Source organism: Vibrio sp. 10N.222.55.A1, assembly GCF_041473835.1.
GTDB lineage: Bacteria > Pseudomonadota > Gammaproteobacteria > Enterobacterales > Vibrionaceae > Vibrio > Vibrio crassostreae_C.
In genome coordinates this window covers 13,156-36,590 of record NZ_JBFRSX010000068.1, presented here as the reverse complement: position 1 = coordinate 36,590, position 23,435 = coordinate 13,156, and the positions used below count along the sequence as shown (strand labels likewise).

Below are 23,435 nucleotides of genomic sequence, written 5' to 3'. Positions count from 1 at the left end.
ATAATACTTTTTGATTTTGAGTTGTAGGGTTTAATTAAAGCAAAACGTAAAGTTTAATTATCAGCTAAGACATTATCTTATTAACATCATTGTTATTTAATTGCTTGTAAGGGATGGAACCATTAATGAAAAAGCTTGCTTTAATTACAGGGTCAAAAGGCGGTATCGGCTCAGCAATTTCCTCTAAATTAGTTGCAGACGGCTATCGTGTTATCGCGACTTATTTTACTGGAAATTACCAATGTGCCTTGGATTGGTTTAACGAAAAACAATTCACCGAAGATCAAGTGAGATTGTTTGAATTAGATGTTACCAATACTGCGGAATGTGCGCTGAGCTTAAGCAAGTTGTTAGAAGAAGAAGGCACGGTGGATGTACTAGTCAATAACGCAGGTATTACACGTGATAGCGTCTTTAAAAAGATGGATGCCGAAGCGTGGAAAGAGGTTATCGAAACGAACTTAAACAGTTTGTTCAACGTGACTCAACCTTTGTTCGCTCCTATGTGTGAGAAAGGTAACTGCCGTGTCATCAACATCTCTTCCGTCAATGGTCTTAAAGGTCAATTTGGACAGACTAACTACTCAGCAGCGAAAGCTGGAATGATTGGTTTTTCTAAAGCTTTGGCTGCAGAAGGCGCTCGTAGCGGCGTAACCGTGAACGTGATTGCCCCTGGCTACACAGCAACTCCTATGGTTGAGCAAATGAAGCCTGAAGTACTGGATTCAATCAAGAACCAAATTCCGATGAAACGCTTAGCAACACCTGTTGAAATTGCAGACGCAGTGGGCTTTTTAGCGAGTGAATCTGGCGCGTACATTACAGGCGAAACATTGTCTGTGAATGGCGGCTTGTACATGCAGTAATTGGCGAAACTGAAGGGGTTGGAATGATGGAAAAAGTATTTATTGTTGCGGCTAAGCGCACTCCTATTGGTGCATTTACCGGGTCGCTAAAAAACGTATCTGCGGGTGAACTGGCTGGCGTTGCGATCAAAGGTGCACTTGAGTCTGTCGATCTTTCGTTAGATGCGATTGATGAAGTAATCGTCGGCAACGTGATTTCGGCAGGTCAAGGCATGGGGGTTGCTCGTCAGGCTTCCATCTATGCAGGGCTTCCTGAGGAAACACCAGCATACGGCGTGAACATGATTTGCGGCAGCGGAATGAAATCAGTGATGGACGCAGCGGCGCACATCAAAGCACAAGATGCTGAAGTGGTTATTGCTGCTGGCGTTGAAGTGATGTCACAAATTCCTTTTGTGGTACCAGCGAGCGTTCGTAATGGTCACAAAATGGGTGACATCTCAATGAAAGACTTACTGGTTGGTGATGGCTTAACCGATGCGTTTAATCACTACCACATGGGCATGACCGCTGAAAATATCGCGAACACGTTGAATATTTCGCGCCTAGCTCAAGATAACTATGCCTTAGAAAGCCAACAAAAAGCCGTTGCTGCGATTGAGGCGGGTAAGTTTAACGAGCAAATCGTGCCTGTAGAAGTTAAGCAGCGCAGACAAACCGTCACTTTTGATACCGATGAGTATCCGAAGTCAGACGCGACATTCGAAGGTCTGCAAAAGCTTCGTCCAGCTTTTGACCGTGAAGGGTCTGTTACGGCAGGTAACGCTTCGGGCATCAATGATGGCGCGAGTGCAATCATCTTAGCCTCAGAGAGTGCAGTAGCGAAATACGGACTGACACCACTGGTAGAGCTAACGAGCTACGCACAGTCTGGATTAGATCCAAAGATTATGGGTTTAGGCCCAGTAGAAGCCGTTTCTAAAACGCTTGATAAGGCGAATCTCACTCTAGAAGAAGTAGATTTGTTTGAATTGAATGAAGCGTTTGCAGCACAAGCTCTTGGCGTAATGTACCAATTGTCAGAGCAGCATGACTTACCGCTTGATGAGTTCAAGCCAAAGGTCAATGTGAATGGTGGTGCAATCGCGCTTGGCCATCCTTTAGGTGCTTCAGGCAATCGAATTATTGTTTCACTCATCCATGAAATGCTTGAACAGAAAACGACTTATGGCGTTGCTTCACTCTGTGTGGGTGGGGGAATGGGAACCGCTGTTTTGCTAAAAGGTATTGAAGGTTAGAGCCTGATATATCGGTAGCAAGCTTAAATATCGGATCAGCTTTTCAAAGCATCGCGAGTTAATCGATGAGCGTTGGCTGAAACGATAGTGACACAAATTTATTAAACTATGTATTCATCAGGAGTTACTTATGTACACGGATATTTTCAAAACAATTACTGACCAAACTGAAAAGCAATTTGAACCGTACTTAAAGTTCAACAAGTTGGTTGCAAAGAACGTCCAAACGATGACAGAACTGCAAATGAATGCAATGCAGACTTACACGAACATGGGTCTTGCGCAAATGAAAGCAGTGACTGAAATCAAAGACGTGACTAGCCTAACGGCGTTCAACAGCCAGCAACTAGCAGCGCTAACTCAATTGTCTCAACAGATGATGAGTGATAGCTCAAAAATGCAAGCTGCTGCAAAAGAGTTCAAAGAAGATGTTGAAACACTAACAACTGAAAACTTGAAAACAGTTACACCTGCATAAATAAAATCGCCATCGAGTCAGCACAGTGTTTACTGTGAGGCTCGGTGGCGATTTTCCGATTATTGGAGTCATGTTATGTTTCAACACTTCTTTTCGGACTACCTTGTTAAACTTCAACAAACAAACCAGCAATGGTGGGAAAACTTTGAACAAAACAAGGAAGCCGCGCAATCTCCCCTAAATCAAGCGATGCAAGAGTTGAATTTTGATGATGCGTCAAAAATCTTCGAGCAAGCCGCTAACCAACCCGCCGTTCTCCTTCAGTTACAATCCCAGTGGTGGGAACAGCAACTTAAGATTTGGCAAAATGCCGCACTGATGGGTAATACCGAAAGCGTCATTACTGAAGAGCGCAGTGATAAACGCTTTATTGATGAAGCGTGGAAAAATGACCCGTTTTACAGCTTTATCAAGCAGTCTTATTTGTTATTCAGCAAAAGCTATATAGACACCATTAATTCAATCGAAGGCATAGACGAGAAAACCAAGGAACGTGTGGCGTTCTTTTCACGTCAGGCTATCAATGCTCTTTCTCCTAGTAACTTCATTGCGACTAACCCAGAGTTGATGAAGCTAACGCTTGAGCGCAATGGTGAGAACTTGCTAGATGGGCTAGAGCAGCTACAAGCTGACGTTGAAGCGAGCGCGGATATCCTCAAGATCCGTATGACCAACAATAATGCCTTCCGATTAGGTGTTGATGTTGCGAACACGGAAGGTGATGTCGTTTTTCAAAATGATCTGTTCGAGCTTATTCAATACTACCCAAAAACACCTCAGGTGAACGCCACGCCTTTGTTGATCGTTCCTCCATTCATCAATAAGTACTACATTCTCGACCTTCGTGAAAAGAACTCAATGGTTCGTTGGTTGCTTGAGCAAGGGCACAGCGTCTTCATGATGTCTTGGCGCAACCCAGGTGAAGCGCAAAAAGACTTAGAGTTCGGTGACTATGTCACGGAAGGCGTAGCGAAAGCCGTGACGGCAATTGAAGATATCACGGGTAAAGAGCAAATCAATGCTGCAGGTTACTGCATTGGTGGTACTGTTCTCGCTTCAACGGTCGCTTACTATGCTGCTAAAAGAATGAAGAAACGCATTAAAACTGCGACCTTTTTTACGACTCTATTAGACTTCTCTCAGCCGGGAGAGGTTGGCGCATATATCAATGAAACGATCATTAACGCCATTGAGAAACAGAACGATGCTAAAGGATTCATGGATGGTCGTTCATTAAGCGTGACATTCAGTTTGCTTCGTGAAAACAGCCTGTACTGGAACTACTACATTGATAACTACCTAAAAGGCAGCAGCCCAATGGAGTTTGATCTGTTGTACTGGAACAGTGACAGCACTAACGTTGCTGCTAAGTGCCATAATTTCTTGCTGCGTGAGCTTTACCTTGAGAATAAACTTGTTCAAGACAAAGGCGTGAAAGTAGGCGGTGTCTGGATTGATCTCAATAAGATAAAAATACCAAGCTACTTCATTTCAGCGAAAGAAGATCATATCGCGCTTTGGCAGGGGACTTACCGTGGTGCCTTGAATACCGGTGGCAACAAGACGTTCGTGCTTGGTGAATCTGGTCATATCGCGGGTATTGTTAACCATCCAGATAAGAAGAAGTACGGGTTCTGGCTGAATGACAACCTAGACGACTCGGCGGATGAGTGGCTAACTAATGCGACTCATAATGAGGGGTCTTGGTGGACACACTGGAATCAGTGGCTACAAGGTTTTGAAACTGACGAAAAAATCGAACCTTTCAATCAAGGCTCAGAGCTTAATCCTGTGATTGGCAAAGCGCCAGGCAACTATGTAAAACAGGTGCTGCCGATTGTCGATCAAGAGCAGGTTGATAAAGAGACCGCAGAGAAAGAAGCGCCAGAAAACGAAGCTTAGGGCGTTAAGTCACATTCAATTATAAAGATACACAACGTCAGATAATAAAAAAGCCACTGAAATCAGTGGCTTTTTCGTATCAACTCATATCAGAATTATCTGGTAGAAGTTGATGGAATCTCGATTGTTAATCGATTTCTTTGTCTTTACCCATAGATAAAATCCAAAGAGATACGGCTGCAACACCTGCAAAGCCACCAAGAATGATAACTGGCATAGCGCTGTAACCTAGGATGTGCCAAATTACGCTTTCTAAAGTACTCATTCAAACGCTCCTTATTGCCAGCCTTCAACGCCGTGCATGTCTGGTAGTTTGTGTGCAATACCTTTGTGACAGTCTACACACGTTTTTTCACCAGAAGCTAGCGCAGTCGAGTGTTGTTTCGCACTACGGGGGCTCTGCTCTGAGAAGTCCATGTAATCGAACTGGTGACAGTTACGACACTCAAGTGAATCGTTCTTCTTCAATCGAGCCCATTCGCGTTCCGCTAGGTGAGCACGACGTGCTTTGAACTTTTCTTCAGTATTGATGGTTTTCGCAATAAAGTGTGCGTATAGCTCTTTAGATGCTTGAACCTTACGAACAATTTTATCTGTCCATTCATGAGGAACGTGACAGTCTGAACAGATAGCACGAACACCAGAACGGTTAGAGTAGTGAATTGTCTCTTGGATTTCAGCAACGATAGGTGCGTGACAGCCAGAACAGAATTCTTCCGTGTTGGTTGCCTCCATACCCGTATTGAATGCACCCCAGAACAAAAGACCACCCGAGAAACCCAAGAACAAAACAACGCCTACGGCTGCTTTGCTTGGTGTCGCAAGTCTTTTCCAAAACGCTTTAAGTAATTTTATCATATATAGCCTCTCTTACAGTCCGGCTACGATTAACGCAGTGAATCTACAGGTTTGAACTCGTTCTCAACTAGTGGCTTAGCATTAGCTTGAGGTACGTGACACTGTAGACAGAAGTAACGACGAGGTGATACGTCTGCAAGTACCGCATCTTCACGGTTCATGTAGTGAGTTACACTCACTTTAGTAGCACCCATTTCTTTTGCGTTTTTCCAGCTGTGGCAAGAAAGACACTTGTTAGCGTTAAGAGAAACTTCATAGCTACGAATAGTATGAGGCACTAGAGGTGGTTGGTATACGTAGTCACTCTCAAGTACTTGGTCACGAGGGAACTTTTTGAAGTCATCTGCTGCGCGAGTTGCTTCAAGTTCACTTGCACCACGTAGAGATTCTACGCCACCAATGCCGCCTGGGTTATCCAGTTCAGCTTCAGCTTGAACTGCACCAGCTAGCAAAAGACCAGCTGATAGTAGGGCAGTAATCAGTTTTTTCATGGTTAATTTCTCCGCCTAAAGGCTAATTCTTTGAGTGGACTACTTCTTTCAAAAAGTAACGAAAAAAGCAGTCGCAATATTAAAAACGTCAGATCTACGAGCTAAGTGGTAAGAACATATTGTCCTTAAGCGACCTTAGTGATCTTAACTGGACACTTCTTGTAATCCGTCTGTTTAGACAGAGGATCCGTTGCATCCAAGATCAACTTGTTGATCAGAATTCTTGCATCAAAGAATGGTACGAATACCAAGCCTTGTGGTGGACGGTTACGACCACGAGTTTCAACACGAACGCGTACTTCACCACGTTTGTTTTCGATAAGAACTTCATCACCACGGCGAAGACCACGAGCTTTAGCATCAGCAGGGTGGATGTAACAAAGTGCATCCGGTACTGCTTTGTAAAGTTCTGGTACACGACGAGTCATAGTACCTGTGTGCCAGTGCTCAAGAACACGACCTGTACATAGCCACATATCGTATTCATCGTTTGGTACTTCAGGTGGCGCTTCGTATGGTGCATTGATGATCAGTGCTTTACCATCTGGTTTGCCGTAGAAGTCCCAATCAGAACCTTTCTTAGCATATGGATCTGAACCTTCTTTAAAGCGCCATAGTGTCTCTTTACCGTCAACAACAGGCCAACGTAGACCACGAACTTGGTGGTAGCGATCGTATGGTGCTAAATCGTGACCGTGGCCGCGACCAAAGGCTGCGTATTCTTCGAATAGACCTTTTTGAACGTAGAAACCTTGAGCTTGTGCATCGTCGTTAAGCTCTTGAGCTTCAGACAGTGGGAATGCATCAACGTTGCCGTTTTTGTAAAGCACGTCGTACATGGTTTTGCCACGGTACTCAGGCATTTTCGCAACCAGTTCTTCACCCCAAACTTCTTCAATAGTGAAGCGCTTAGAGAATTCCATGATTTGCCATAGGTCAGACTTAGCTTCACCTACAGTTTTCACTTGTTGGTACCATGCTTGTGTACGACGCTCTGCGTTACCGTAAGCGCCTTCTTTCTCAATCCACATTGCTGTTGGAAGGATGAGGTCAGCCGCTTGAGCTGTTGCCGTTGGGTACGGGTCAGAACATACAATGAAGTTATCTGGGTTACGGTAACCTGGCAGACGTTCAGTGTTGATGTTTGGACCCGCTTGCATGTTGTTGTTACACATTACCCAGTAAGCGTTGATTTTACCGTCTTTCAACATACGGTCTTGAAGAACAGCGTGAGCGCCGGGTACCGGTGGAATGGTGCCTTCTGGAAGTTTCCAGATATCTTCTGCAATTTTACGGTGTTTAGGGTTAGCAACCACCATATCGGCAGGTAAACGGTGAGCGAATGTACCAACTTCACGCGCTGTACCACACGCTGACGGTTGGCCAGTTAGTGAGAATGGGCTGTTACCTGGAGTAGAAATCTTACCTGTAAGAAGGTGGATGTTGTACACAAGGCTGTTCATCCATACGCCACGAGTATGTTGGTTCATACCCATAGTCCAAAGTGACATTACTTTGATGTTTGGATCGGCATATTGCTTAGCCAGCTTGATAAGGTCTTCTTGAGATACACCTGACATTTCAGACGCTTTCTCAACTGTGTATTCAGCAACAGACGCTTTGTAGTCTTCGAAAGAGATAGCAGTCATTTCGCCTGAGTTAGGGTTTGCGGCTGCTTTCTGTAGTGGATCATCGTCACGCAGACCGTAACCGATGTCTGTCGTTGCTTGCTTGAAGTTCGTGTGCTTGTTCACGAAGTCCCAGTTAACGGCATCGTTTTGAATGATGTAGTTAGCAATGAAGTTAGCAATTGCTAGATCTGATTGAGGTTCGAAGATGTAACCCGTGTCGGCAAGCTCGAAAGAACGGTGGTAGTAAGTAGACAGTACGTTTACTTTAACGTGTGGGTGGCTTAGACGACGGTCTGTAATACGAGTCCATAGTACTGGGTGCATTTCTGCCATGTTTGAACCCCACAGTACGAATGCGTCTGCGTGTTCAAAGTCATCGTAACAACCCATTGGCTCATCAATACCGAAAGTGCGCATGAAGCCTACTACAGCAGAAGCCATACAGTGACGAGCGTTTGGATCTATGTTGTTTGAACGGAAACCCGCTTTCATCATCTTAACGGCTGCGTAGCCTTCCATTACTGTCCATTGGCCTGAACCGAACATACCAACACCTGTTGGACCGTTCTTCTTCAGTGAAGCTTTCCATTTCTCAGCCATCACGTCGAACGCTTTGTCCCAAGATACGGGTGCGAAATCACCATCTTTATGGAACTCACCGTCTTTCATGCGAAGTAGAGGAGTCTCAAGACGGTCTTTACCGTACATGATTTTTGAAAGGAAGTAGCCTTTAATACAGTTAAGGCCTTTGTTTACAGGAGCTTCTGGATCGCCTTGAGTCGCAACCACTTTACCGTTTTGAGTACCTACTAGTACTGAACAGCCCGTACCACAAAAACGACAAGGCGCTTTATCCCACGTGATTTTTGTTTGATCAGAGCTAGCAATCAGGTTGGTTGCTGTTGCCGGTAGAGTTACACCTGCAACGGCTGCCGCTGATGCAGCTGCGTTTGCTTTCACAAACGCACGTCTTGTCATTTTCATACTTCACCCTCAAGTTGAGAATTGTTGCTTCCAGTTTCTAAATCCGTTTCGTCCAGTCCAGTCTCGATTTGGTGATAAACCAAAGCTGTCCCTAAAACGTTCGTAATATTATTAATTTCTTCGATGGTGTCCGTTACAAAACCTTGGTTCTCGGTTTCTAGGACCACGATGATTTTGCCTTCAGGGCTGCTGCCGTAAATCTCTGCATTATCGAATTGCTCGATTTGTGCTTTGATCTCGTCTAGATGCTCTGGGCTCACATGCACGACTAAACTTGATATATGCACTTCATTTAGTGCCATAAATTGCTCTCGTTATTTTTGTTTTATGCATTACTCACAAGAATAGCCGAAGTAGGGCAAATTGCTACGCAGGCCCCACAACCGCTACACTCATCTAACTCGATTTTTGGTAGAGCAACACTGCCTGCTCTAAGTTCAAATTGAATGGCCATAGGTTCACACATGTCACCACAGCTTCGGCATTCAACATTTTGTTGCGCTAAACACTTATCAGAGATTTGTGCTTTTGCTTGCCAAGGCTCTCCTTGCTTTGGCTTAAAAATGGGTTCGGGACAAACATCTGCACATTGATAGCAGAACGTACACTCATCAATAGAGAAATCTACAGTGGGAAAACCACCATCGCCTACAATGATTATCTTAGTCTCACAACTCTCGATGCATTTACCGCAGCGAGTACAGTCATCTGTAAAGCTTTCTAGGCTGTCAATCCAAGGCAAACGAATCTGGCTTGAGTCAACTTTTCGTCTTGAAAAAAGACGGCGTTTTGATAGATCTACCACTAGATACCTATAGATGTTACTAAGATGTTGTAATTGTAGGTCATTATTCTATTAATATCTTGTAATGAGTCCTCACAAGTAGTGTAGTTTTAGAAACAATTGTATAAATACCCCCTAAGGGCTAATTGGGGGCATATATTGTCTTAGATCAATAAATTACGGAGCGAGTGATCACATATTGAATGGAGCTATGATTTTTGATGTGTGACAATACGATATCGCTGGCAAGTCATTTATCAATAGGAAGGCACTTTTGCTTATAAAACCGGTTTCATCTGTAACAAGTACGATAGCAAAATCTTTGCTCTCTATACTGCTGTTGTCGGTTGCTACGACTGGCTTTGCCATCTTTACTTTGGCTTCAAGTTTGAATGATGCGGAAGCGGTTAACGTGGCCGGTTCAATGCGAATGCAAAGCTACCGTTTAGCCCATGATATTCAAATAGAATCTGTCGATTATGAATCTCATATTCGTGAATTCGAAAGTTCTCTTTACTCGCCATCCATGACCAATTTGGTCAGTTGGAATGTTCCGACAGACATCACAGAAGATTACTATTTAATTATCGGCCGTTGGCATGAGCTAAAACAGGTCTTGAATAGCGAAGAGCGCGATCACTATCTCGTGTTGGTTGAAAACTTCGTGGCTGAAATCGATGGCTTCGTTTATAAGCTGCAAGAGTTCTCTGAAGACAAGTTAATAAAGTTAGCGTGGGCTGGTGGTATCGGCCTTGGTGGGATTCTGGTCATATCTCTTTTTGTTGTTCACTTTGTACGTAAACAGGTTGTTAAACCGCTACATGCTCTTGTCGGTGCGAGCCAAAGAATCAAAAACAGCGACTTCGAGGTAGAACTCAAGGTGACCAGTAACAACGAAATGGGCATTTTGACCAAAACCTTCAACTCGATGGCCAAAGATTTAGGCGTGCTTTATCGAAACCTTGAAGATGTGGTGGATGCAAAGACGATTGAGCTGCAAAATGCGAACCAGTCGCTGCAGGCACTTTATAACTCGTCACAAGAGCTCACGGTGACGCGTATTGCTCCTGAAAACTTCCGAGCTATCTTGCAGCATCTCGTGAGCTTGGAAGGGATTGGATCACTGAGGCTCGAGATTGTCGATAACTCAGGCCGTTCATTGATTATGGATGAAGGTTACGATTCGAATTTAGACTACGAAAAGTTTGAGATGAAACTCGACGATAACGAACTTATTCTCGGCTATTTATACTGTTCATATCACCACGGGCACTCAACTAAAGCTCTGATCGAAAGCTTCATTCAACTGCTATCGAGAGCGATCTACTACAATCGTGCTCAAAAGAAAGCTGAACAGCTTATTATCATGGAAGAGCGTGCCACGATTGCACGTGAACTCCACGATTCATTGGCTCAATCACTGTCGTACTTGAAAATTCAAGTTACACTATTAAAGCGTGTGATTGGCAAACTGCCAGAGCAACAGCACCGAGAGCAATCTGAACAAATCGCGTCTGAGATCGGAAACGGCTTAGCCGACGCTTATACCCAGTTAAGAGAGCTACTCACCACATTTAGGTTGACCATTAAAGAGGGCAACTTTGGAGACGCCTTAAGTACCATGCTTGAGGCGCTCAGCGAGAGAACCGATGCGAAGATTAACCTCACTAATAATCTCTCATCGATCGAGCTTGATGCGCATAGTCAGGTTCACTTGCTTCAATTGATTCGTGAAGCAACAATAAATGCAATAAAACACGCCAATGCCGACTTAATAGATGTATGCTGTATCGATGAGGACGGTGAAGTATTAGTCGTGATAAAAGATAATGGAGATGGCTTTGACTCAAGTAGTTCCAAGGTGAACCACTACGGGATGAGCATTATGCAGGAGCGTGCGGTAAGACTGAATGGCGACTTGACGATTGAAGCGGCGCAAGGTGAAGGCTGTACAGTCATATTGAAATATAAAAGTTTGAAGGAAGTTAAAGTTGACGATTTGTAAAGTAATGCTGGTTGATGATCATCCATTGATGCGCAGAGGTATAAGCCAATTACTGAGCTTTGAAGACGAATTCGAAGTGATTGCAGAAGCAAGTAACGGCACTGAAGCGGTTGCTCTTGCTCATGAAGAAGAACCTGATTTGATCCTTTTGGATCTCAATATGAAGGGCATGTCTGGTTTAGATACCTTGAAAGCACTTCGCACTGACGGTTCTAGCGCAAACATTGTTATTCTAACGGTTTCTGATAGCCCTGCAGACATTGAAGCGATTGTAAAAGCAGGCGCTGATGGCTACTTGTTGAAAGACACTGAACCCGATGAGTTAATTGAACTGCTTAAGCAAGCAAACAGCGGTGACAAGGCTTACAGCAGTGTGGTTGCTCGTTACCTAAATGATGCTGGAAGCCGCAATGATATCTTCGAACAACTGACTGAACGTGAAATGCAGATCCTTCAAGAAGTCGCGAAAGGTTACCGTAATAAGCAGATCGCCGATCACCTGTTTATTTCTGAATCGACAGTTAAGGTACATATGAAAAGCTTGTTGAAAAAGCTGCAAGTGCCTTCCCGTACCGCTGCAACGGTTCTGTATCTAGAACGCTATGGTGAAATGAAGTAGGGCTTGTTCCTTTGAGATAACACTATTTCAAGCCTGACTGTTTATACATTTTGTACATGTCTCGATAGTTTTAACGATGTTGAGAAAGTGACATTAAAAAAGGCGCTGAACTTATTAAGTTCAGCGCCTTTTTGTTTACGCATTTTATATTCAGTATTGGTGTTCGTTTGTTCTTCGTTCTTTGAGATTAGAAACTTAAGGCTTACGCCGACATTGGAACCAATACAAGCGTACCGAAGATAACCGTAATAAGACCACAGATTACCGGTACAGACGTACGTTTTACGACTTCAAATGGGCTGATTTTACCCATACCAGAAGTCGCTACGATTACGCCAGATACTGGTGAAATTGTACGACCTAGGTTCGATGCTTGAAGCATTGGGATGATTAGGAACGCTGGGTTCAAGCCCATTTTCGCCGCTAATGATGGAGCCAGTTCTACGAATGCATAGAAAGGTGCATTACCTGAACCTGTCGCAATTGCCGCAGCAACCGTTAGACCTGTGAGGATAAGCATCAATGCGATGCCGCCTGCGCCTGCAGATTCGGCAAGACCGATTAGGTTATCAATTGCACCGATAGACATTAGACCTTGAGCAAATACGCCCGCCGCAACCAACAGCATTACCACGCCTTTGAACGCGTCAGCCATGCCTTGGTAGCAAGAGTCTAGATCTTCTAGTGTTTTCTCGCCATCAAACTTCTTAACAACGTAATCGATAACTGCGCCTACGAAGATAGAACCTACCACAATAGTGTAGATATCAAGTGAAAGCCCTGGAATCGTACGACCGTTGAATAGGAAAACGCCGATGATAGGTAGGAATGGAAGTGCAGCGTAGAAAGCCGGCGCCGTTGTTTCGATTTCAGAAACGTCTACTTTTTCCATTGGTGTGTTTTCTTTCTTATCTAGGTATTTGTTCCAGAAGAAAGCCGCACCCGCCATCACGATGATCGCACAGATAGAAACAGGCAGTACCGTTTGAACAGCAAACACATCAAGAGACATGCCTGATTTTTCTGCCGCGATAACCACATCACCAGACGTTGGTGAAAGAATGATGGCTGCAGGTGACGCACAAACTGCAACTGCCGCTGGGCGAGAAATACCCATTGCCGTCATCATTGGGAATAGGGTTGCCATCAATAGCACACCAAGACCCGTTGCAGAACTTACTGCTAGAGACATCAGACACGCTACGATGTAAGCCGCAACAAGAAGTACATAGGGAGATTTGATCGCAGCAAGCGGTTTAGAGAACTGTTTCACTACCACGTTGTTAGCACCAATGTGCGTCATGTAAGAAGCAAAACCACAAAGAAGCATGATTTGCATGCCTAGGCCGCCCCCGCGGTACTGAAGCATGTATTTAACAAATTCTAGTGAGTCGGTAACCATGTTACCTGTTGAAGCTACCTTAGCTGGTAAGACTGTGTGACCAATAAGGCCGGTGATAAGAAGTAGGGCAAGGCCAGCAGTTAGTAATACACCCGCCGCTTTATAGCCTTTTACAATAAAGTAACCAACAGCAATAGTAATCACTAATCCGATCAAGAGCTCTAACATAGAAATCTCCACAAAGTTTAAAAAATATAAGAAAGTGTTTCAGAATATGACAATGAATGTACAGAAAACTGCACTGTGGCACGAGGCATAGTTGAGGTTGATATGATCTAAGACAAACATTTTTTTCGATGTTAATTGTGGTTGTAAATCGTGAATAACTACTGTTGTTTAGATGTTAATAAACAAATTTTGTGGCTTGTTAGAATATAACTTGGATCACCTTTGGTTGTTCTATTTGCATATGGTGGTGTTGTTTTATAAATCGCGAGTATTTTTTGTACTTTGGAAGGAAACGTGTAACGAGGTGGGTATTTATCGGAGTAAAGAGGTGAGAATCTTAGCTTTTAAGCTTACTTACATTTAAAGATTACTTATGTTTAACGCCTACTTACTTCCCATAAGTAAGCGCTAAAACACAAGTTATAATAAGGCGATTCTTCAGCTTCTTCGTTTAACTCAGAACCTTCATTTAATACGACTTCGTCCTCGAGTACCACTTCTTCAACTTCTTCTGCGAATAGGGGCATAGAGAAAGCGATTAGAACTAAAGGTAGCTTTGGTAGGAATCGTGTGTATGAAATTGTATTTGCTAATGGGTGCGATGTTCGTGAGATAGTGTGTTTCGACATAATGGTTTTGTATATAAAGTGATTTAACACGACGAACTAAGTGTTAGTCTGATGAGTAGACAGTGATCGAATCGAACCGTTGGCATTGTCGGCGCAGGTTCCATCGCAATCGACTCCCAATTCATTTTTGGGGTCGGAATGGTATGCACGGATTGGATTAAGTGGAGGTGCTGATTGAATAAGCTCACTTCACTTACAGCGTCCTCAAGTTGTTTGGTATTCATCTACATTCCTGTCGACTGTTGTTCTTGTCATTTTGCGCTTAGTTTATGGTCAAAGCGCCAGAACAGTATTTAAATGAATGTGAATGATCTTTCGTGAGGTTACTTGATATTGGTTTAGGAATATTTGGGGAGGAAAGTTGGGTTTATGATTGAAATAACAGCTCAGAAACACAGAGAACAAGGCGCTCTCTGTGTTGGTCATTTTGCTACTATCGAAACTTGCTGATGAGCATTATCTCTGGCGTCTTGCGACCAAAGTAAATCGGTAATCGTTAGACGTGAAGTAGTTACGGCTGTATTCAAACACCGTGTTATTGGCGAGGTAACCGCGAGTACGTTTTTCAATGATAGGCTGAGCTGGGTCAATACCTAACTGTTTAGCAACGTCTTCAGGCGGAAGAATCGGTACCAATTCCTGCTCACTTCGATCAATCACCATGCCTTTGGTGTTCTCAATAAAGTCGTATTTTGATGTCTGCATCACTTGATAGGTGAGATCTGGGAATAGGGCAACAGGTAACCAAGTTTCTTCAACCGTGATTGGATTGTTGTCTATGAAACGAACACGTTTTACGTAGAAAACCAATTCGCCTTCTTTGATATCTAAATGTTCAGACATCGCCAAAGAACACGGCTTCATTTCGAAGGCCAGAACTTCACTGTGTGTAACCACATCCAAATGCGCCCACTTTTCTTGAAAGCTCGACTGTTTGTAGATGTCGTAATTGATCTTGTTCTCTTTGACGTAAGTACCACTACCTTGAACGCTTTCCAGCTCATCGTTTTCGATCAGTAGTTTCAGCGCCTGTCTAACCGTTACACGACTTACCGAGAATACTTCACGCAATTGCGCTTCCGTTGGGAGTGCTTCTCCAACTTTATATTCACCAGAACTGATCTTTTCTCTTATTGCATCGGCGATTTGGCGATACATAGGGAGTCTTGCCATTTTTGCCTCATTTGTGCGCTAGGACAACTAGACTTTGATTAACAACCTGTACCTTAAATACGTAAATTTGCTCTATATAAGCCTTGCTTAAAAGGTTAGTGTGAGCGTCGTATCGGCGTTTTGTAGTACATATAATACAAATTAAACGATACATAACAAGCTTTCTTAAAGGATTTACCAATACGATTTAAATACAAATTAAATACAAATATGTATTGATGAGATCGTGATCACGGATTAAATGTCTTGAAGTTGTATTATTCTTCTCGTCGACAGGGACGACTGTCGTACTAATCCGTGACTATGGGACAAAGGTTATGAAACTTACTACTCTAACGAATAAGTCGCTCGTAAATCTGCAAACTACGTTTAGCAGTCGAGAAGAAGCGATTTACGCACTTGCTGACCAACTGGATCAGCAAGGCAAACTGCATAACAAGCAAGAGTACCTTGATGCAGTATTTGCTCGTGAAGAGCAAGGCCCGACAGCGCTTGGTGAAGGCCTAGCAGTACCGCATGGCAAGACTGACGCGGTTAAAGAAGCTGGCTTCGCTGTAGCAACGCTTAAAGAAGACATGAAATGGAAAGGCTTGGATGAAGACGAAGATGTAAATCTTATCTTCCTAATTGCGATTCCAAATGCAGAAGCGGGTTCTACCCACATGCACCTGCTGACCGAACTGACAACCACATTGGTTGATGACGATGTTCGTGAAGCAGTATTAAAAGCAACAACCGCTGATGAAATCTTCGCGCTTCTTGATGGCGATAATCAGCAAGAAGAAAAACAAGACAACTTAGATACAAATGCGCCGACAATTGTATGCGTTACTGCTTGCCCTGCAGGTATTGCTCATACTTATATGGCGGCAGAATACCTAGAAAAAGCCGGCAAAAAGCTTGGCTACAAGGTTCATGTTGAAAAGCAGGGCGCAAACGGTATTGAAGATCGCTTAACTGCGGAACAACTTAATAATGCTGTAGCGTGTGTGTTTGCTGCTGAAGTTGCGATTAAAGAATCTGAGCGCTTTAATGGCATTCCTCGTGTTGAAACCCCAGTTGCAGAACCGATTAAGCACGGTGAACGCATTCTTAATGAAGCGATTGAAGAGTCGAAAAAAGGTAACGGTGCAGAACGTAAAGTTGCTACCGATGACAAACCGAAGAAACTACCGTTGAAAACTGAGCTTAAACAAGCACTGCTTTCTGGTATTTCTTACGCGGTTCCTCTTATCGTTGCTGGTGGTACTGTTCTTGCGGTTGCTGTTCTTATCGCGCAAATTTTTGACCTGCAAGAGCTCTACGCAACAAAAGATTCTTGGCTATGGATGTATCGCAAACTAGGTGGCGGCCTATTAGGTACATTGATGGTGCCAGTACTGGCGGCTTACACAGCTTACTCATTAGCAGATAAACCGGCACTTGGTCCTGGTTTTGCCGCAGGTATTGCAGCAAACATCATTGGTTCAGGTTTCCTTGGTGGTGTCGTTGGTGGTTTGATTGCGGGTTACGTGATGCGCTGGGTGAAAGAGCATGTTCGCTTGGGCCCTGCATTTAACGGTTTCCTTACTTTCTACCTTTACCCGGTGATTGGTACTTTGGTAGCAGGTAGCTTAATGCTGTTTGTTATCGGTAAACCTGTTGCGTTCCTAAACCAAGGTCTGACGGATTGGTTGAACGGTATGTCAGGCACTAACGCTCTGCTTCTAGGTGCGATTCTTGGCCTGTTTGTATCATTCGACTTGGGTGGTCCGGTAAACAAAGCCGCTTACGCATTCTGTTTAGGTGCAATGGCGAACGGTGTTTATGGCCCATACGCAATCTTTGGTTCAGTAAAAATGGTATCAGCGTTCACCGTAACGGCTTCAACCATGATTGCTCCACGCCTATTCAAAGACTTTGAGATTGAAACCGGTAAATCTACATGGCTACTTGGCCTAGCGGGTATTACCGAAGGTGCAATCCCAATGGCGATTGAAGATCCAATCCGTGTAATCGGTTCATTCTTACTAGGCTCTGTGGTTACAGGTGCAATGGTTGGTGCGGCAGGTATTGGTCTATCGACTCCGGGCGCAGGTATCTTCTCTATCTTCTTGTTACACGATTCTGGTTTAGGCGCATTCTCTGCTGCTGCTATCTGGTTCGGTGCTGCGATTGTCGGCACAGTGATTTCAACCATTACTCTTCTGATGTGGCGTGGTCACGCTGTAAAAAAGGGTAAGTTTGAAGCAAGTACTGCAACACAGAACTAACTGAATTTTGAGTTAGCTCCTAACTCACTACGAAATCAATATATAAGAAATAACAAACAACTGGCTGTCCTAAATACCTGTGCTCCTAACGGTTTTATTCACACAGATTCTGGGCGTGGTTTTCTGCACCCTAAATTTAGTGGCAGCCAATTTTAACCCCTTGAAAAAATTTAATTTAGTCGTATTTGGGTTCGAACTTTAGTTTTACTCGAAGCGACACATTTAGGTAAATGATTATGACTACATCACGCGTACATATTACTCCTCACATGCACTGGGATCGTGAATGGTATTTCACAACAGAAGAGTCTCGTATTCTTCTTGTGAACAACATGGAAGAAATCATGAACCGTCTGGAGAGCGATCCAGAATACAAATACTACGTTCTAGATGGTCAAACCGCCGTTTTAGAAGACTACTTCGCAATCAAACCAGAAAACACAGAGCGCGTAAAAGCATTGGTTGAAGCGGGCAAGTTAATTATTGGCCCTTGGTATTCTCAAACCGACACAATGCAAGTTTCTGGTGAGTCAATTGTACGCAACATGATGTATGGCATTCGTGACTGTATGAAATTTGGCGATGCAATGAAGATCGGTTACCTACCAGATTCATTCAGCATGAGCTCACAGCTGCCGATGATCTACAACGGTTTCGACATCACGCGTGCAATGTTCTGGCGTGGTTGTTCAGAACGTCATGGCACGAATAAAACAGAATTCTTATGGCAATCAAACGACGGCAGTGAAGTAACGGCACAAGTGCTTCCGCTGGGTTACGCGATTGGTAAATACCTTCCACAAGACGAAGAAGGCTTGCGTGCTCGTTTAGATAAGTACTTCCCAGTGCTAGAAAAGCCATCGGTGACTAAAGATATCTTGCTACCGAACGGCCACGACCAAATGCCGATTCAAAAAGACATCTTTGAAGTAATGGACAAGCTTCGCGAAATCTACCCAGATCGTGAATTCTCAATGAGCCGTTACGAAGAAGTGTTCGAGAAAGTAGAAGCGGCGCGCGACCAACTCGACACAATCAAAGGCGAGTTCAACGACGGTAAATACATGCGTGTTCACCGTACGATCTCTTCTACGCGTATGGACATCAAACTGATCCACGCAGAAATCGAAAACAAGATTGTAAACATCTTAGAACCGCTAGCGTCTATCGCTTGGACATTAGGTTTTGAATACCACCACGGTTTGATTGAGAAAATGTGGAAAGAGAGCATGAAGAACCACGCTCATGACTCTATTGGTTGCTGTTGTTCAGACAAGGTACACGCTGAAATCTTAAACCGTTACATCCTTGCTGACGACATGGCGACCAACCTGATTCACTTCTACAAGCGTAAGATTGTTGACCACATGCCAGATCGCGAAGGTTGCGACAAACTGGCGATGTTCAACCTTTCTCCATACGAGCGTGAAGAAGTGGTTAACACCACTATCACTATCCGTGCTCAAGAGTTCTCTATCTTTGATGAAAACGAAAACCTAGTTGAGTACTTCATCCAAGACAAGCGCCAAATTGACCCGGGTAAAGTAGACCGTCAAATCGTTCACTACGGTAACTACGACCCGTTCATGGAGTTTGATATTCAAATCAAACGCATTGTGCCAGCGATGGGCTTCACCACGTTACACATCCAAGGTAACGAGAAGGGTGCAGTAAAAGTTGCAGAACAAAAAGACTACTTACTAGAGAACGAGTACTACCGAATCAATGTAAACGACAACGGTACTCTGACTATTTTCGATAAAGAGACAGAGCAAGTATTCGACCAAGTACTTCGTTTGGAAGACGGTTCTGATGACGGTGATGAGTACGATTACTCTCCATCTCGTCAAGAATGGTTACTGTATTCAGACGAGTTCCCAGTCGAAACATCGATTGACCACCAAGGCTTCCAATCGGTAGCGAACATCGCTTTCCGAATGAACGTACCTGCAAACCTTGCAGAGCGTGAAGAACGCACGGGTCAAAACGGATTCGTTGAAGCGCAATGCCAAGTGGTATTGAAGCAAGGTTCTCGCCGCATTGAAGTACGTATGGAACTAGACAACCAAGCCGACGACCACCGTGTACGTGTCTTAGTACCAACGCCATTCGTTTCTGAAACTGTGGTTGCAGACAACCAGTTCGGTTGTATTACTCGACCAACCAATGACCCTGCTATGGCGGTTTGGGAAGAAGAGAAGTGGAAAGAAGCACCGGTTCCGGTTTACCAACTGATGAACTTCGCTGCATTAGAAAACGGCAAAGCGGGCATGGCGATTATGTCGAATGGTCTACGTGAATTTGAGGTGATTGCATCTCAAGGTGACGAAAACCGAGATACCTTCGCACTGACACTGTTCCGTGGTATCGGCGTGTTGGGTAAAGAAGAGCTATTGCTTCGCCCAGGCCGTCCATCAGGCATCAAGATTCCGACACCAGATTCGCAAGTGCGCGGTAAGTTAGTGTGTGAATTCACGTTGTGCGGTTTCTCTGGTAACCATATTGACGCGAACATCATGGCGCAAGCACGTGACAATGTCACTCAAATCGAATGCTACAACAAGATCCCTTACAACGCGATGAAGCTCAACGTGGGTGAGCAGAACCTACCTATGAGTTTTAGCCTTCTGTCTAAGCAACAATCAGGCGCGGTGTTGAGTGTGCTGAAGAAAGCGGAAGACGAAGATGCACTGATCATGCGTGTCTACAACCCGGCAGAATCGGGTTCAGTATCGGATTCAATCTCTTTTACTCAAGCGGTTTCAAGCTGGAAAGAGACAAGCATGGACGAGCGCGTACGCGAAGGTGATGTAGCATCTGAAGAGTTCGGCCAGATAGCACCTTGCCAAGCAAAAACATTCCAAATCAAATTCTAATTTCGATAACCCGCTCACCTTGGTGGGCGGGAATGGTGAACGACAATGAAAATTGTAATTGCCCCTGATTCATTTAAAGAATCACTCGACGCTCATCAAGTTGCGTCTTGCATTGAGCGTGGATTTGCCGATGTTTTCCCTTACGCAGAGTTTGTGAAAATGCCACTCGCCGATGGCGGAGAAGGCACGGTAGACGTGTTGCTAGAGGCGCTCAATGGTAAGAAGCAACTGCTGCACACGACGGATCCAATCGGGCGTGAATGTACGGCTTATTGGGCTTCGTTGGAACAGACTGTTGATGGCGCCAACGTAAAAACTGCCTTGGTGGAATTTGCTCAAGCATCGGGTTTAGACCTATTAACCGTAGAAGAAAGAGCACCGTTAACCGCATCTTCGTTTGGTACTGGGCTATTGATCAAAGATGCACTAGATCAAGGTGTTGAACAAATCATTATTGGTTTGGGCGGCAGCGCAACCAATGATGCAGGTGCTGGCATCTTACAAGCGTTGGGAGGCAAGTTATTAGACAAGCAAGGCAACGAGCTATCTGGTGGCGGCGCCGAATTAAGCCGGTTAGCAAGCATCGATCTTGAAGGACTGCACCCTAGATGCAAAGAAGTGACGTTCGTGGTCGCGTGTGATGTGAATAATCCATTATGTGGCGAAAGCGGAGCCAGTACTGTGTTTGGTCCGCAAAAAGGCGCATCAAAAGCTCAAGTTGAACAACTTGATACTGCGATCGGGCACTTTGCCGATATCGCTCAAGCACATACGGGTACTAATCATCGCGACACAGCTGGATTTGGTGCTGCTGGAGGTACACCTCTGGGGTTAAGTCTTGCATTCAATATCCAAATTAAAGCGGGTATTGAGATGGTATTAGATGCCTTGGATGCAGATAAGGTTCTTGAAGGTGCTTCACTGGTCGTGACCGGAGAGGGGCAGATGGACAACCAAACCCTGCAAGGTAAAACACCTTTCGGCATCGCTCAGCGAGCTCAAAAGTTGAGTATTCCAACCATTGGAATTGCGGGCTCTTTGGGGCAAGACGTTGAAAAACTTTACGGCTCAATGTCTAGCTTATTTGGAACCGTACGTTCACCTCAGTCTTTAGACCAAGTTTTATCAGAAGCGAATCAAAACCTGACTCGCACTGCCCGTAATATCGCCGCCACGCTCAAGCTTGGTAGCCAGATTTTTAATGAGAAGTAATTATGTCTCTATTTAAACTCGACAACGTTATTCAAAACTACGCATGGGGAAGCAAAGACTCCATTAACCAATTGTTTGGTATTGTGAACCCAAACCAGGAACCTCAAGCAGAAATTTGGATGGGTGCTCATCCAAATGGTTGTTCAAAGGTAGGCGATACCGGTGAATCGCTTTCTCACATGATTGATGAAAACAAAATCGATGTCTTAGGCGGATACACGGCGGCTCGTTTCGGTGAATTGCCTTTCTTGTTTAAGGTGTTGGCCGCTGAAACACCGTTATCGATTCAGGTTCACCCGAACAAGCGAAAATCAGAATTAGGTTTTGAGCGTGAGAATGCACTTGGTATCCCTTTGAATGCGTCTAATCGCAACTACAAAGATCCAAACCATAAACCTGAGTTGGTTTATGCGTTGACCTTCTACAAAGCGATGAATGGCTTTCGTCCAATCGACGACATTATTGCCTTGTTCGAAGAAGCGGATATTCCTTCGTTAGCGATTGAGCTTAATGTACTAAAAGCTAATGCCGACAGTGATTCTTTGAAGTCGTTCTTTAGCGCCATTATGTCTCTTGAAGGTGACCGCAAAGCGTCTGCGCTTAATGAGCTTTATGCTGCACATGCGCGACCAGCCAAAACGGTCATGGGGCGTGAAGCTCTTCAATACAGCATCGAATTCAAACAGCATTATCCAGGTGATATTGGCTTATTTGCGCCATTAATGCTTAACACGGTTGAGCTGGCGCCCGGTGAAGCGATGTTCCTGTTCGCAGAAACCCCACATGCTTATGTTCAAGGTACGGGTTTAGAGATTATGGCAAACTCAGACAATGTGCTGCGTGCCGGTCTCACTCCCAAATATATCGATGTCCCTGAGCTTATCGACAACACAATCTTTGAGCCGATTAAGCCAGAAGATATCCGCCTTAAGCCTGTATTGAAAGAGGGCAAGATGAGTTATCCGATTCCAGTGGATGACTTTGGCTTTGATATCTTGTCTGCGACTGATGAGAGCAAGTCACAGTATCTACGTAGCGCGGAGATCTTGTTCTGTGTGGAAGGAGAGGCGACCGTCACTTCAGAAGGGCGGTCAGTTTCTCTTAAGCCCGGAGAATCGGTCTTTGTAAGTAGTAATTCAAGTGTTTACCAATATCAAGGGAATGGCATTTTGGCTCGTGCTTTTAACTAGTGCCCCCGTGCTAGCGATCAGCAAAAGAAATGTCAGAGTGCCACTGTAAAGTGGTACTCAATATTGGATTGATGGTTGTTACCTATCTGTCTTTGACAGTCATGATTATTGACCATACCCGCTACTCTGGCGGGTTTTTTCATTATTAGAATGAGCAGATATAAGCTTGTAGAAAAGACAAACCCTGCGATCAGAGCAGGGCTTTTTATTGAATTAGTACTGAGTGACTGGTTAGGCAATGTGCGTCATTTTATTAAGCACAAAGGTTTCAATACAACCTTCAGTCGCAGCCATGTAGTCAGCGATGTGTTGGCTCGCTAAGTGTTTCTCTAGATGAACTTCAGACTCCCAGTTCTCATGAAAAACGAAGTGAGCAGGGTTACTGTTATCTTGGTGCAGATCGTAGTTAATACAGCCGTCTTCAACACGGGTTTTATCGATCAATTTAATCATCTCAGCTTTTACAAGCTCAGTTTTGTCTTCTTTAGAGACGATCGTTGCAATAATAGTCAGTTTGCTCATTTTCAATTCCTTCGCTTTAAACTCGGTAAGTTTAAGTAATATAAGTATAAATTCAGAATGAAGAAAGAGTTCTGAAATCCAATAACTATGGTTCTTACCATCCACAATTCAAACTCGAGAGCATAGGGCCAGAGCCGAGTAGGTTATGCTTATTA

The 23,435-nt window shown here is 44.2% G+C and carries 21 protein-coding genes; 10 read left to right on the top strand and 11 right to left on the bottom strand.

All coding sequences use genetic code 11. The annotated features are described in order from the left end of the window. The first annotated feature begins 125 nt into the window (after window positions 1-125). The 4 genes from AB4493_RS19180 (at window position 126) to phaC (ending at window position 4,484) form a co-directional block, all read left to right on the top strand. Window positions 126-866, top strand: a complete 741-nt coding sequence (locus tag AB4493_RS19180) for an SDR family oxidoreductase (RefSeq protein ID WP_372155614.1) — start codon at window positions 126-128, stop codon at window positions 864-866. Window positions 867-892: 26 nt separating this feature from the next. Next, entirely contained in the window at window positions 893-2,104 is a 1,212-nt protein-coding gene (locus AB4493_RS19175) for an acetyl-CoA C-acetyltransferase (RefSeq protein WP_029236542.1), read from the top strand. Window positions 2,105-2,234: 130 nt separating this feature from the next. Further along, the gene (locus tag AB4493_RS19170; protein ID WP_017062616.1) at window positions 2,235-2,582 is read left to right on the top strand and encodes a phasin family protein; all 348 of its coding nucleotides are present in this window, start codon (window positions 2,235-2,237) and stop codon (window positions 2,580-2,582) included. Window positions 2,583-2,657: 75 nt separating this feature from the next. Then, the gene (gene phaC / locus AB4493_RS19165; RefSeq protein ID WP_017072236.1) at window positions 2,658-4,484 is read left to right on the top strand and encodes a class I poly(R)-hydroxyalkanoic acid synthase; all 1,827 of its coding nucleotides are present in this window, start codon (window positions 2,658-2,660) and stop codon (window positions 4,482-4,484) included. A gap of 127 nt (window positions 4,485-4,611) precedes the next feature. On the opposite strand, the gene AB4493_RS19160 is transcribed toward phaC, so the two are convergent. From AB4493_RS19160 to napF, 6 genes are all read right to left on the bottom strand, one after another. Continuing rightward, on the bottom strand, window positions 4,612-4,749 hold the full coding sequence (locus tag AB4493_RS19160) for a TIGR02808 family protein (RefSeq protein ID WP_010430103.1): 138 nt from the start codon (window positions 4,747-4,749) through the stop codon (window positions 4,612-4,614). Between the two features lie 11 nt (window positions 4,750-4,760). Further along, window positions 4,761-5,342, bottom strand: coding sequence for a NapC/NirT family cytochrome c (locus AB4493_RS19155; protein WP_009845456.1), 582 nt, complete (start codon window positions 5,340-5,342; stop codon window positions 4,761-4,763). A 29-nt stretch (window positions 5,343-5,371) separates the two neighbouring features. Continuing rightward, window positions 5,372-5,833, bottom strand: a complete 462-nt coding sequence (locus tag AB4493_RS19150) for a nitrate reductase cytochrome c-type subunit (protein ID WP_017062614.1) — start codon at window positions 5,831-5,833, stop codon at window positions 5,372-5,374. Between the two features lie 125 nt (window positions 5,834-5,958). After that, complete coding sequence (gene napA, locus AB4493_RS19145; RefSeq protein WP_102393131.1) at window positions 5,959-8,448, bottom strand: periplasmic nitrate reductase subunit alpha; 2,490 nt, start codon at window positions 8,446-8,448, stop codon at window positions 5,959-5,961. Continuing rightward, a complete protein-coding gene (locus AB4493_RS19140) occupies window positions 8,445-8,750 on the bottom strand; it encodes a chaperone NapD (RefSeq protein WP_019824440.1) in 306 nt (101 codons plus the stop codon). Before AB4493_RS19140 ends, napA begins: the two co-directional genes overlap by 4 nt. A gap of 23 nt (window positions 8,751-8,773) precedes the next feature. Next, the gene (gene napF, locus AB4493_RS19135) at window positions 8,774-9,253 is read right to left on the bottom strand and encodes a ferredoxin-type protein NapF (RefSeq protein ID WP_017062611.1); all 480 of its coding nucleotides are present in this window, start codon (window positions 9,251-9,253) and stop codon (window positions 8,774-8,776) included. Window positions 9,254-9,506: 253 nt separating this feature from the next. On the opposite strand from napF, the gene narQ reads away from it, so the two are divergent. Together narQ and AB4493_RS19125 are read left to right on the top strand one after the other, a co-directional pair. Beyond that, entirely contained in the window at window positions 9,507-11,237 is a 1,731-nt protein-coding gene (gene narQ / locus AB4493_RS19130; RefSeq protein ID WP_372155613.1) for a nitrate/nitrite two-component system sensor histidine kinase NarQ, read from the top strand. Beyond that, a complete protein-coding gene (locus AB4493_RS19125; RefSeq protein WP_372155612.1) occupies window positions 11,224-11,856 on the top strand; it encodes a response regulator in 633 nt (210 codons plus the stop codon). The genes narQ and AB4493_RS19125 overlap by 14 nt, the downstream gene beginning before the upstream one ends. Before the next feature lie 202 nt (window positions 11,857-12,058). Here AB4493_RS19125 and dcuC read toward each other — a convergent pair whose 3' ends face one another. From dcuC to AB4493_RS19105, 4 genes are all read right to left on the bottom strand, one after another. Beyond that, window positions 12,059-13,426, bottom strand: a complete 1,368-nt coding sequence (dcuC, locus tag AB4493_RS19120) for an anaerobic C4-dicarboxylate transporter DcuC (RefSeq protein ID WP_017062608.1) — start codon at window positions 13,424-13,426, stop codon at window positions 12,059-12,061. A 377-nt stretch (window positions 13,427-13,803) separates the two neighbouring features. Further along, the gene (locus tag AB4493_RS19115) at window positions 13,804-14,055 is read right to left on the bottom strand and encodes a hypothetical protein (protein WP_133151380.1); all 252 of its coding nucleotides are present in this window, start codon (window positions 14,053-14,055) and stop codon (window positions 13,804-13,806) included. Window positions 14,056-14,078: 23 nt separating this feature from the next. Beyond that, window positions 14,079-14,279, bottom strand: coding sequence for a hypothetical protein (locus AB4493_RS19110; RefSeq protein WP_080582262.1), 201 nt, complete (start codon window positions 14,277-14,279; stop codon window positions 14,079-14,081). A 232-nt stretch (window positions 14,280-14,511) separates the two neighbouring features. Beyond that, on the bottom strand, window positions 14,512-15,228 hold the full coding sequence (locus AB4493_RS19105; RefSeq protein ID WP_009845448.1) for a GntR family transcriptional regulator: 717 nt from the start codon (window positions 15,226-15,228) through the stop codon (window positions 14,512-14,514). 317 nt (window positions 15,229-15,545) lie between these two features. Between AB4493_RS19105 and mngA the strand changes: the two genes are divergently transcribed. The 4 genes from mngA (at window position 15,546) to manA (ending at window position 22,758) form a co-directional block, all read left to right on the top strand. Then, window positions 15,546-17,480 carry a PTS 2-O-a-mannosyl-D-glycerate transporter subunit IIABC gene (gene mngA / locus AB4493_RS19100; RefSeq protein ID WP_372155611.1) on the top strand — a complete coding sequence of 645 codons (1,935 nt, stop codon included), beginning with the start codon at window positions 15,546-15,548 and terminating at the stop codon, window positions 17,478-17,480. A 236-nt stretch (window positions 17,481-17,716) separates the two neighbouring features. Continuing rightward, window positions 17,717-20,356, top strand: a complete 2,640-nt coding sequence (mngB, locus tag AB4493_RS19095) for a mannosylglycerate hydrolase (RefSeq protein WP_372155610.1) — start codon at window positions 17,717-17,719, stop codon at window positions 20,354-20,356. Between the two features lie 45 nt (window positions 20,357-20,401). Continuing rightward, on the top strand, window positions 20,402-21,568 hold the full coding sequence (locus AB4493_RS19090) for a glycerate kinase (protein WP_372131598.1): 1,167 nt from the start codon (window positions 20,402-20,404) through the stop codon (window positions 21,566-21,568). A gap of 2 nt (window positions 21,569-21,570) precedes the next feature. Further along, window positions 21,571-22,758, top strand: a complete 1,188-nt coding sequence (manA, locus tag AB4493_RS19085; protein WP_017070588.1) for a mannose-6-phosphate isomerase, class I — start codon at window positions 21,571-21,573, stop codon at window positions 22,756-22,758. A gap of 231 nt (window positions 22,759-22,989) precedes the next feature. On the opposite strand, the gene AB4493_RS19080 is transcribed toward manA, so the two are convergent. Next, window positions 22,990-23,280 (bottom strand): putative quinol monooxygenase, encoded by a 291-nt coding sequence (locus AB4493_RS19080; RefSeq protein ID WP_017062602.1) that lies wholly within the window; start codon window positions 23,278-23,280, stop codon window positions 22,990-22,992. Between the last annotated feature and the right edge of the window lie 155 nt (window positions 23,281-23,435).

Excerpts from the sequence above, each read along its gene's own strand:
- AB4493_RS19180 (WP_372155614.1), top strand. The coding sequence starts at position 126 with ATGAAAAAGCTTGCTTTAATTACAGGGTCAAAAGGCGGTATCGGCTCA.
- AB4493_RS19175 (WP_029236542.1), top strand. The coding sequence starts at position 893 with ATGGAAAAAGTATTTATTGTTGCGGCTAAGCGCACTCCTATTGGTGCA.
- AB4493_RS19170 (WP_017062616.1), top strand. The coding sequence starts at position 2,235 with ATGTACACGGATATTTTCAAAACAATTACTGACCAAACTGAAAAGCAA.
- phaC (WP_017072236.1), top strand. The coding sequence starts at position 2,658 with ATGTTTCAACACTTCTTTTCGGACTACCTTGTTAAACTTCAACAAACA.
- AB4493_RS19160 (WP_010430103.1), bottom strand. The coding sequence starts at position 4,749 with ATGAGTACTTTAGAAAGCGTAATTTGGCACATCCTAGGTTACAGCGCT.
- AB4493_RS19155 (WP_009845456.1), bottom strand. The coding sequence starts at position 5,342 with ATGATAAAATTACTTAAAGCGTTTTGGAAAAGACTTGCGACACCAAGC.
- AB4493_RS19150 (WP_017062614.1), bottom strand. The coding sequence starts at position 5,833 with ATGAAAAAACTGATTACTGCCCTACTATCAGCTGGTCTTTTGCTAGCT.
- napA (WP_102393131.1), bottom strand. The coding sequence starts at position 8,448 with ATGAAAATGACAAGACGTGCGTTTGTGAAAGCAAACGCAGCTGCATCA.
- AB4493_RS19140 (WP_019824440.1), bottom strand. The coding sequence starts at position 8,750 with ATGGCACTAAATGAAGTGCATATATCAAGTTTAGTCGTGCATGTGAGC.
- dcuC (WP_017062608.1), bottom strand. The coding sequence starts at position 13,426 with ATGTTAGAGCTCTTGATCGGATTAGTGATTACTATTGCTGTTGGTTAC.
- AB4493_RS19115 (WP_133151380.1), bottom strand. The coding sequence starts at position 14,055 with ATGTCGAAACACACTATCTCACGAACATCGCACCCATTAGCAAATACA.
- AB4493_RS19110 (WP_080582262.1), bottom strand. The coding sequence starts at position 14,279 with ATGAATACCAAACAACTTGAGGACGCTGTAAGTGAAGTGAGCTTATTC.
- AB4493_RS19105 (WP_009845448.1), bottom strand. The coding sequence starts at position 15,228 with ATGGCAAGACTCCCTATGTATCGCCAAATCGCCGATGCAATAAGAGAA.
- mngA (WP_372155611.1), top strand. The coding sequence starts at position 15,546 with ATGAAACTTACTACTCTAACGAATAAGTCGCTCGTAAATCTGCAAACT.
- mngB (WP_372155610.1), top strand. The coding sequence starts at position 17,717 with ATGACTACATCACGCGTACATATTACTCCTCACATGCACTGGGATCGT.
- AB4493_RS19090 (WP_372131598.1), top strand. The coding sequence starts at position 20,402 with ATGAAAATTGTAATTGCCCCTGATTCATTTAAAGAATCACTCGACGCT.
- manA (WP_017070588.1), top strand. The coding sequence starts at position 21,571 with ATGTCTCTATTTAAACTCGACAACGTTATTCAAAACTACGCATGGGGA.
- AB4493_RS19080 (WP_017062602.1), bottom strand. The coding sequence starts at position 23,280 with ATGAGCAAACTGACTATTATTGCAACGATCGTCTCTAAAGAAGACAAA.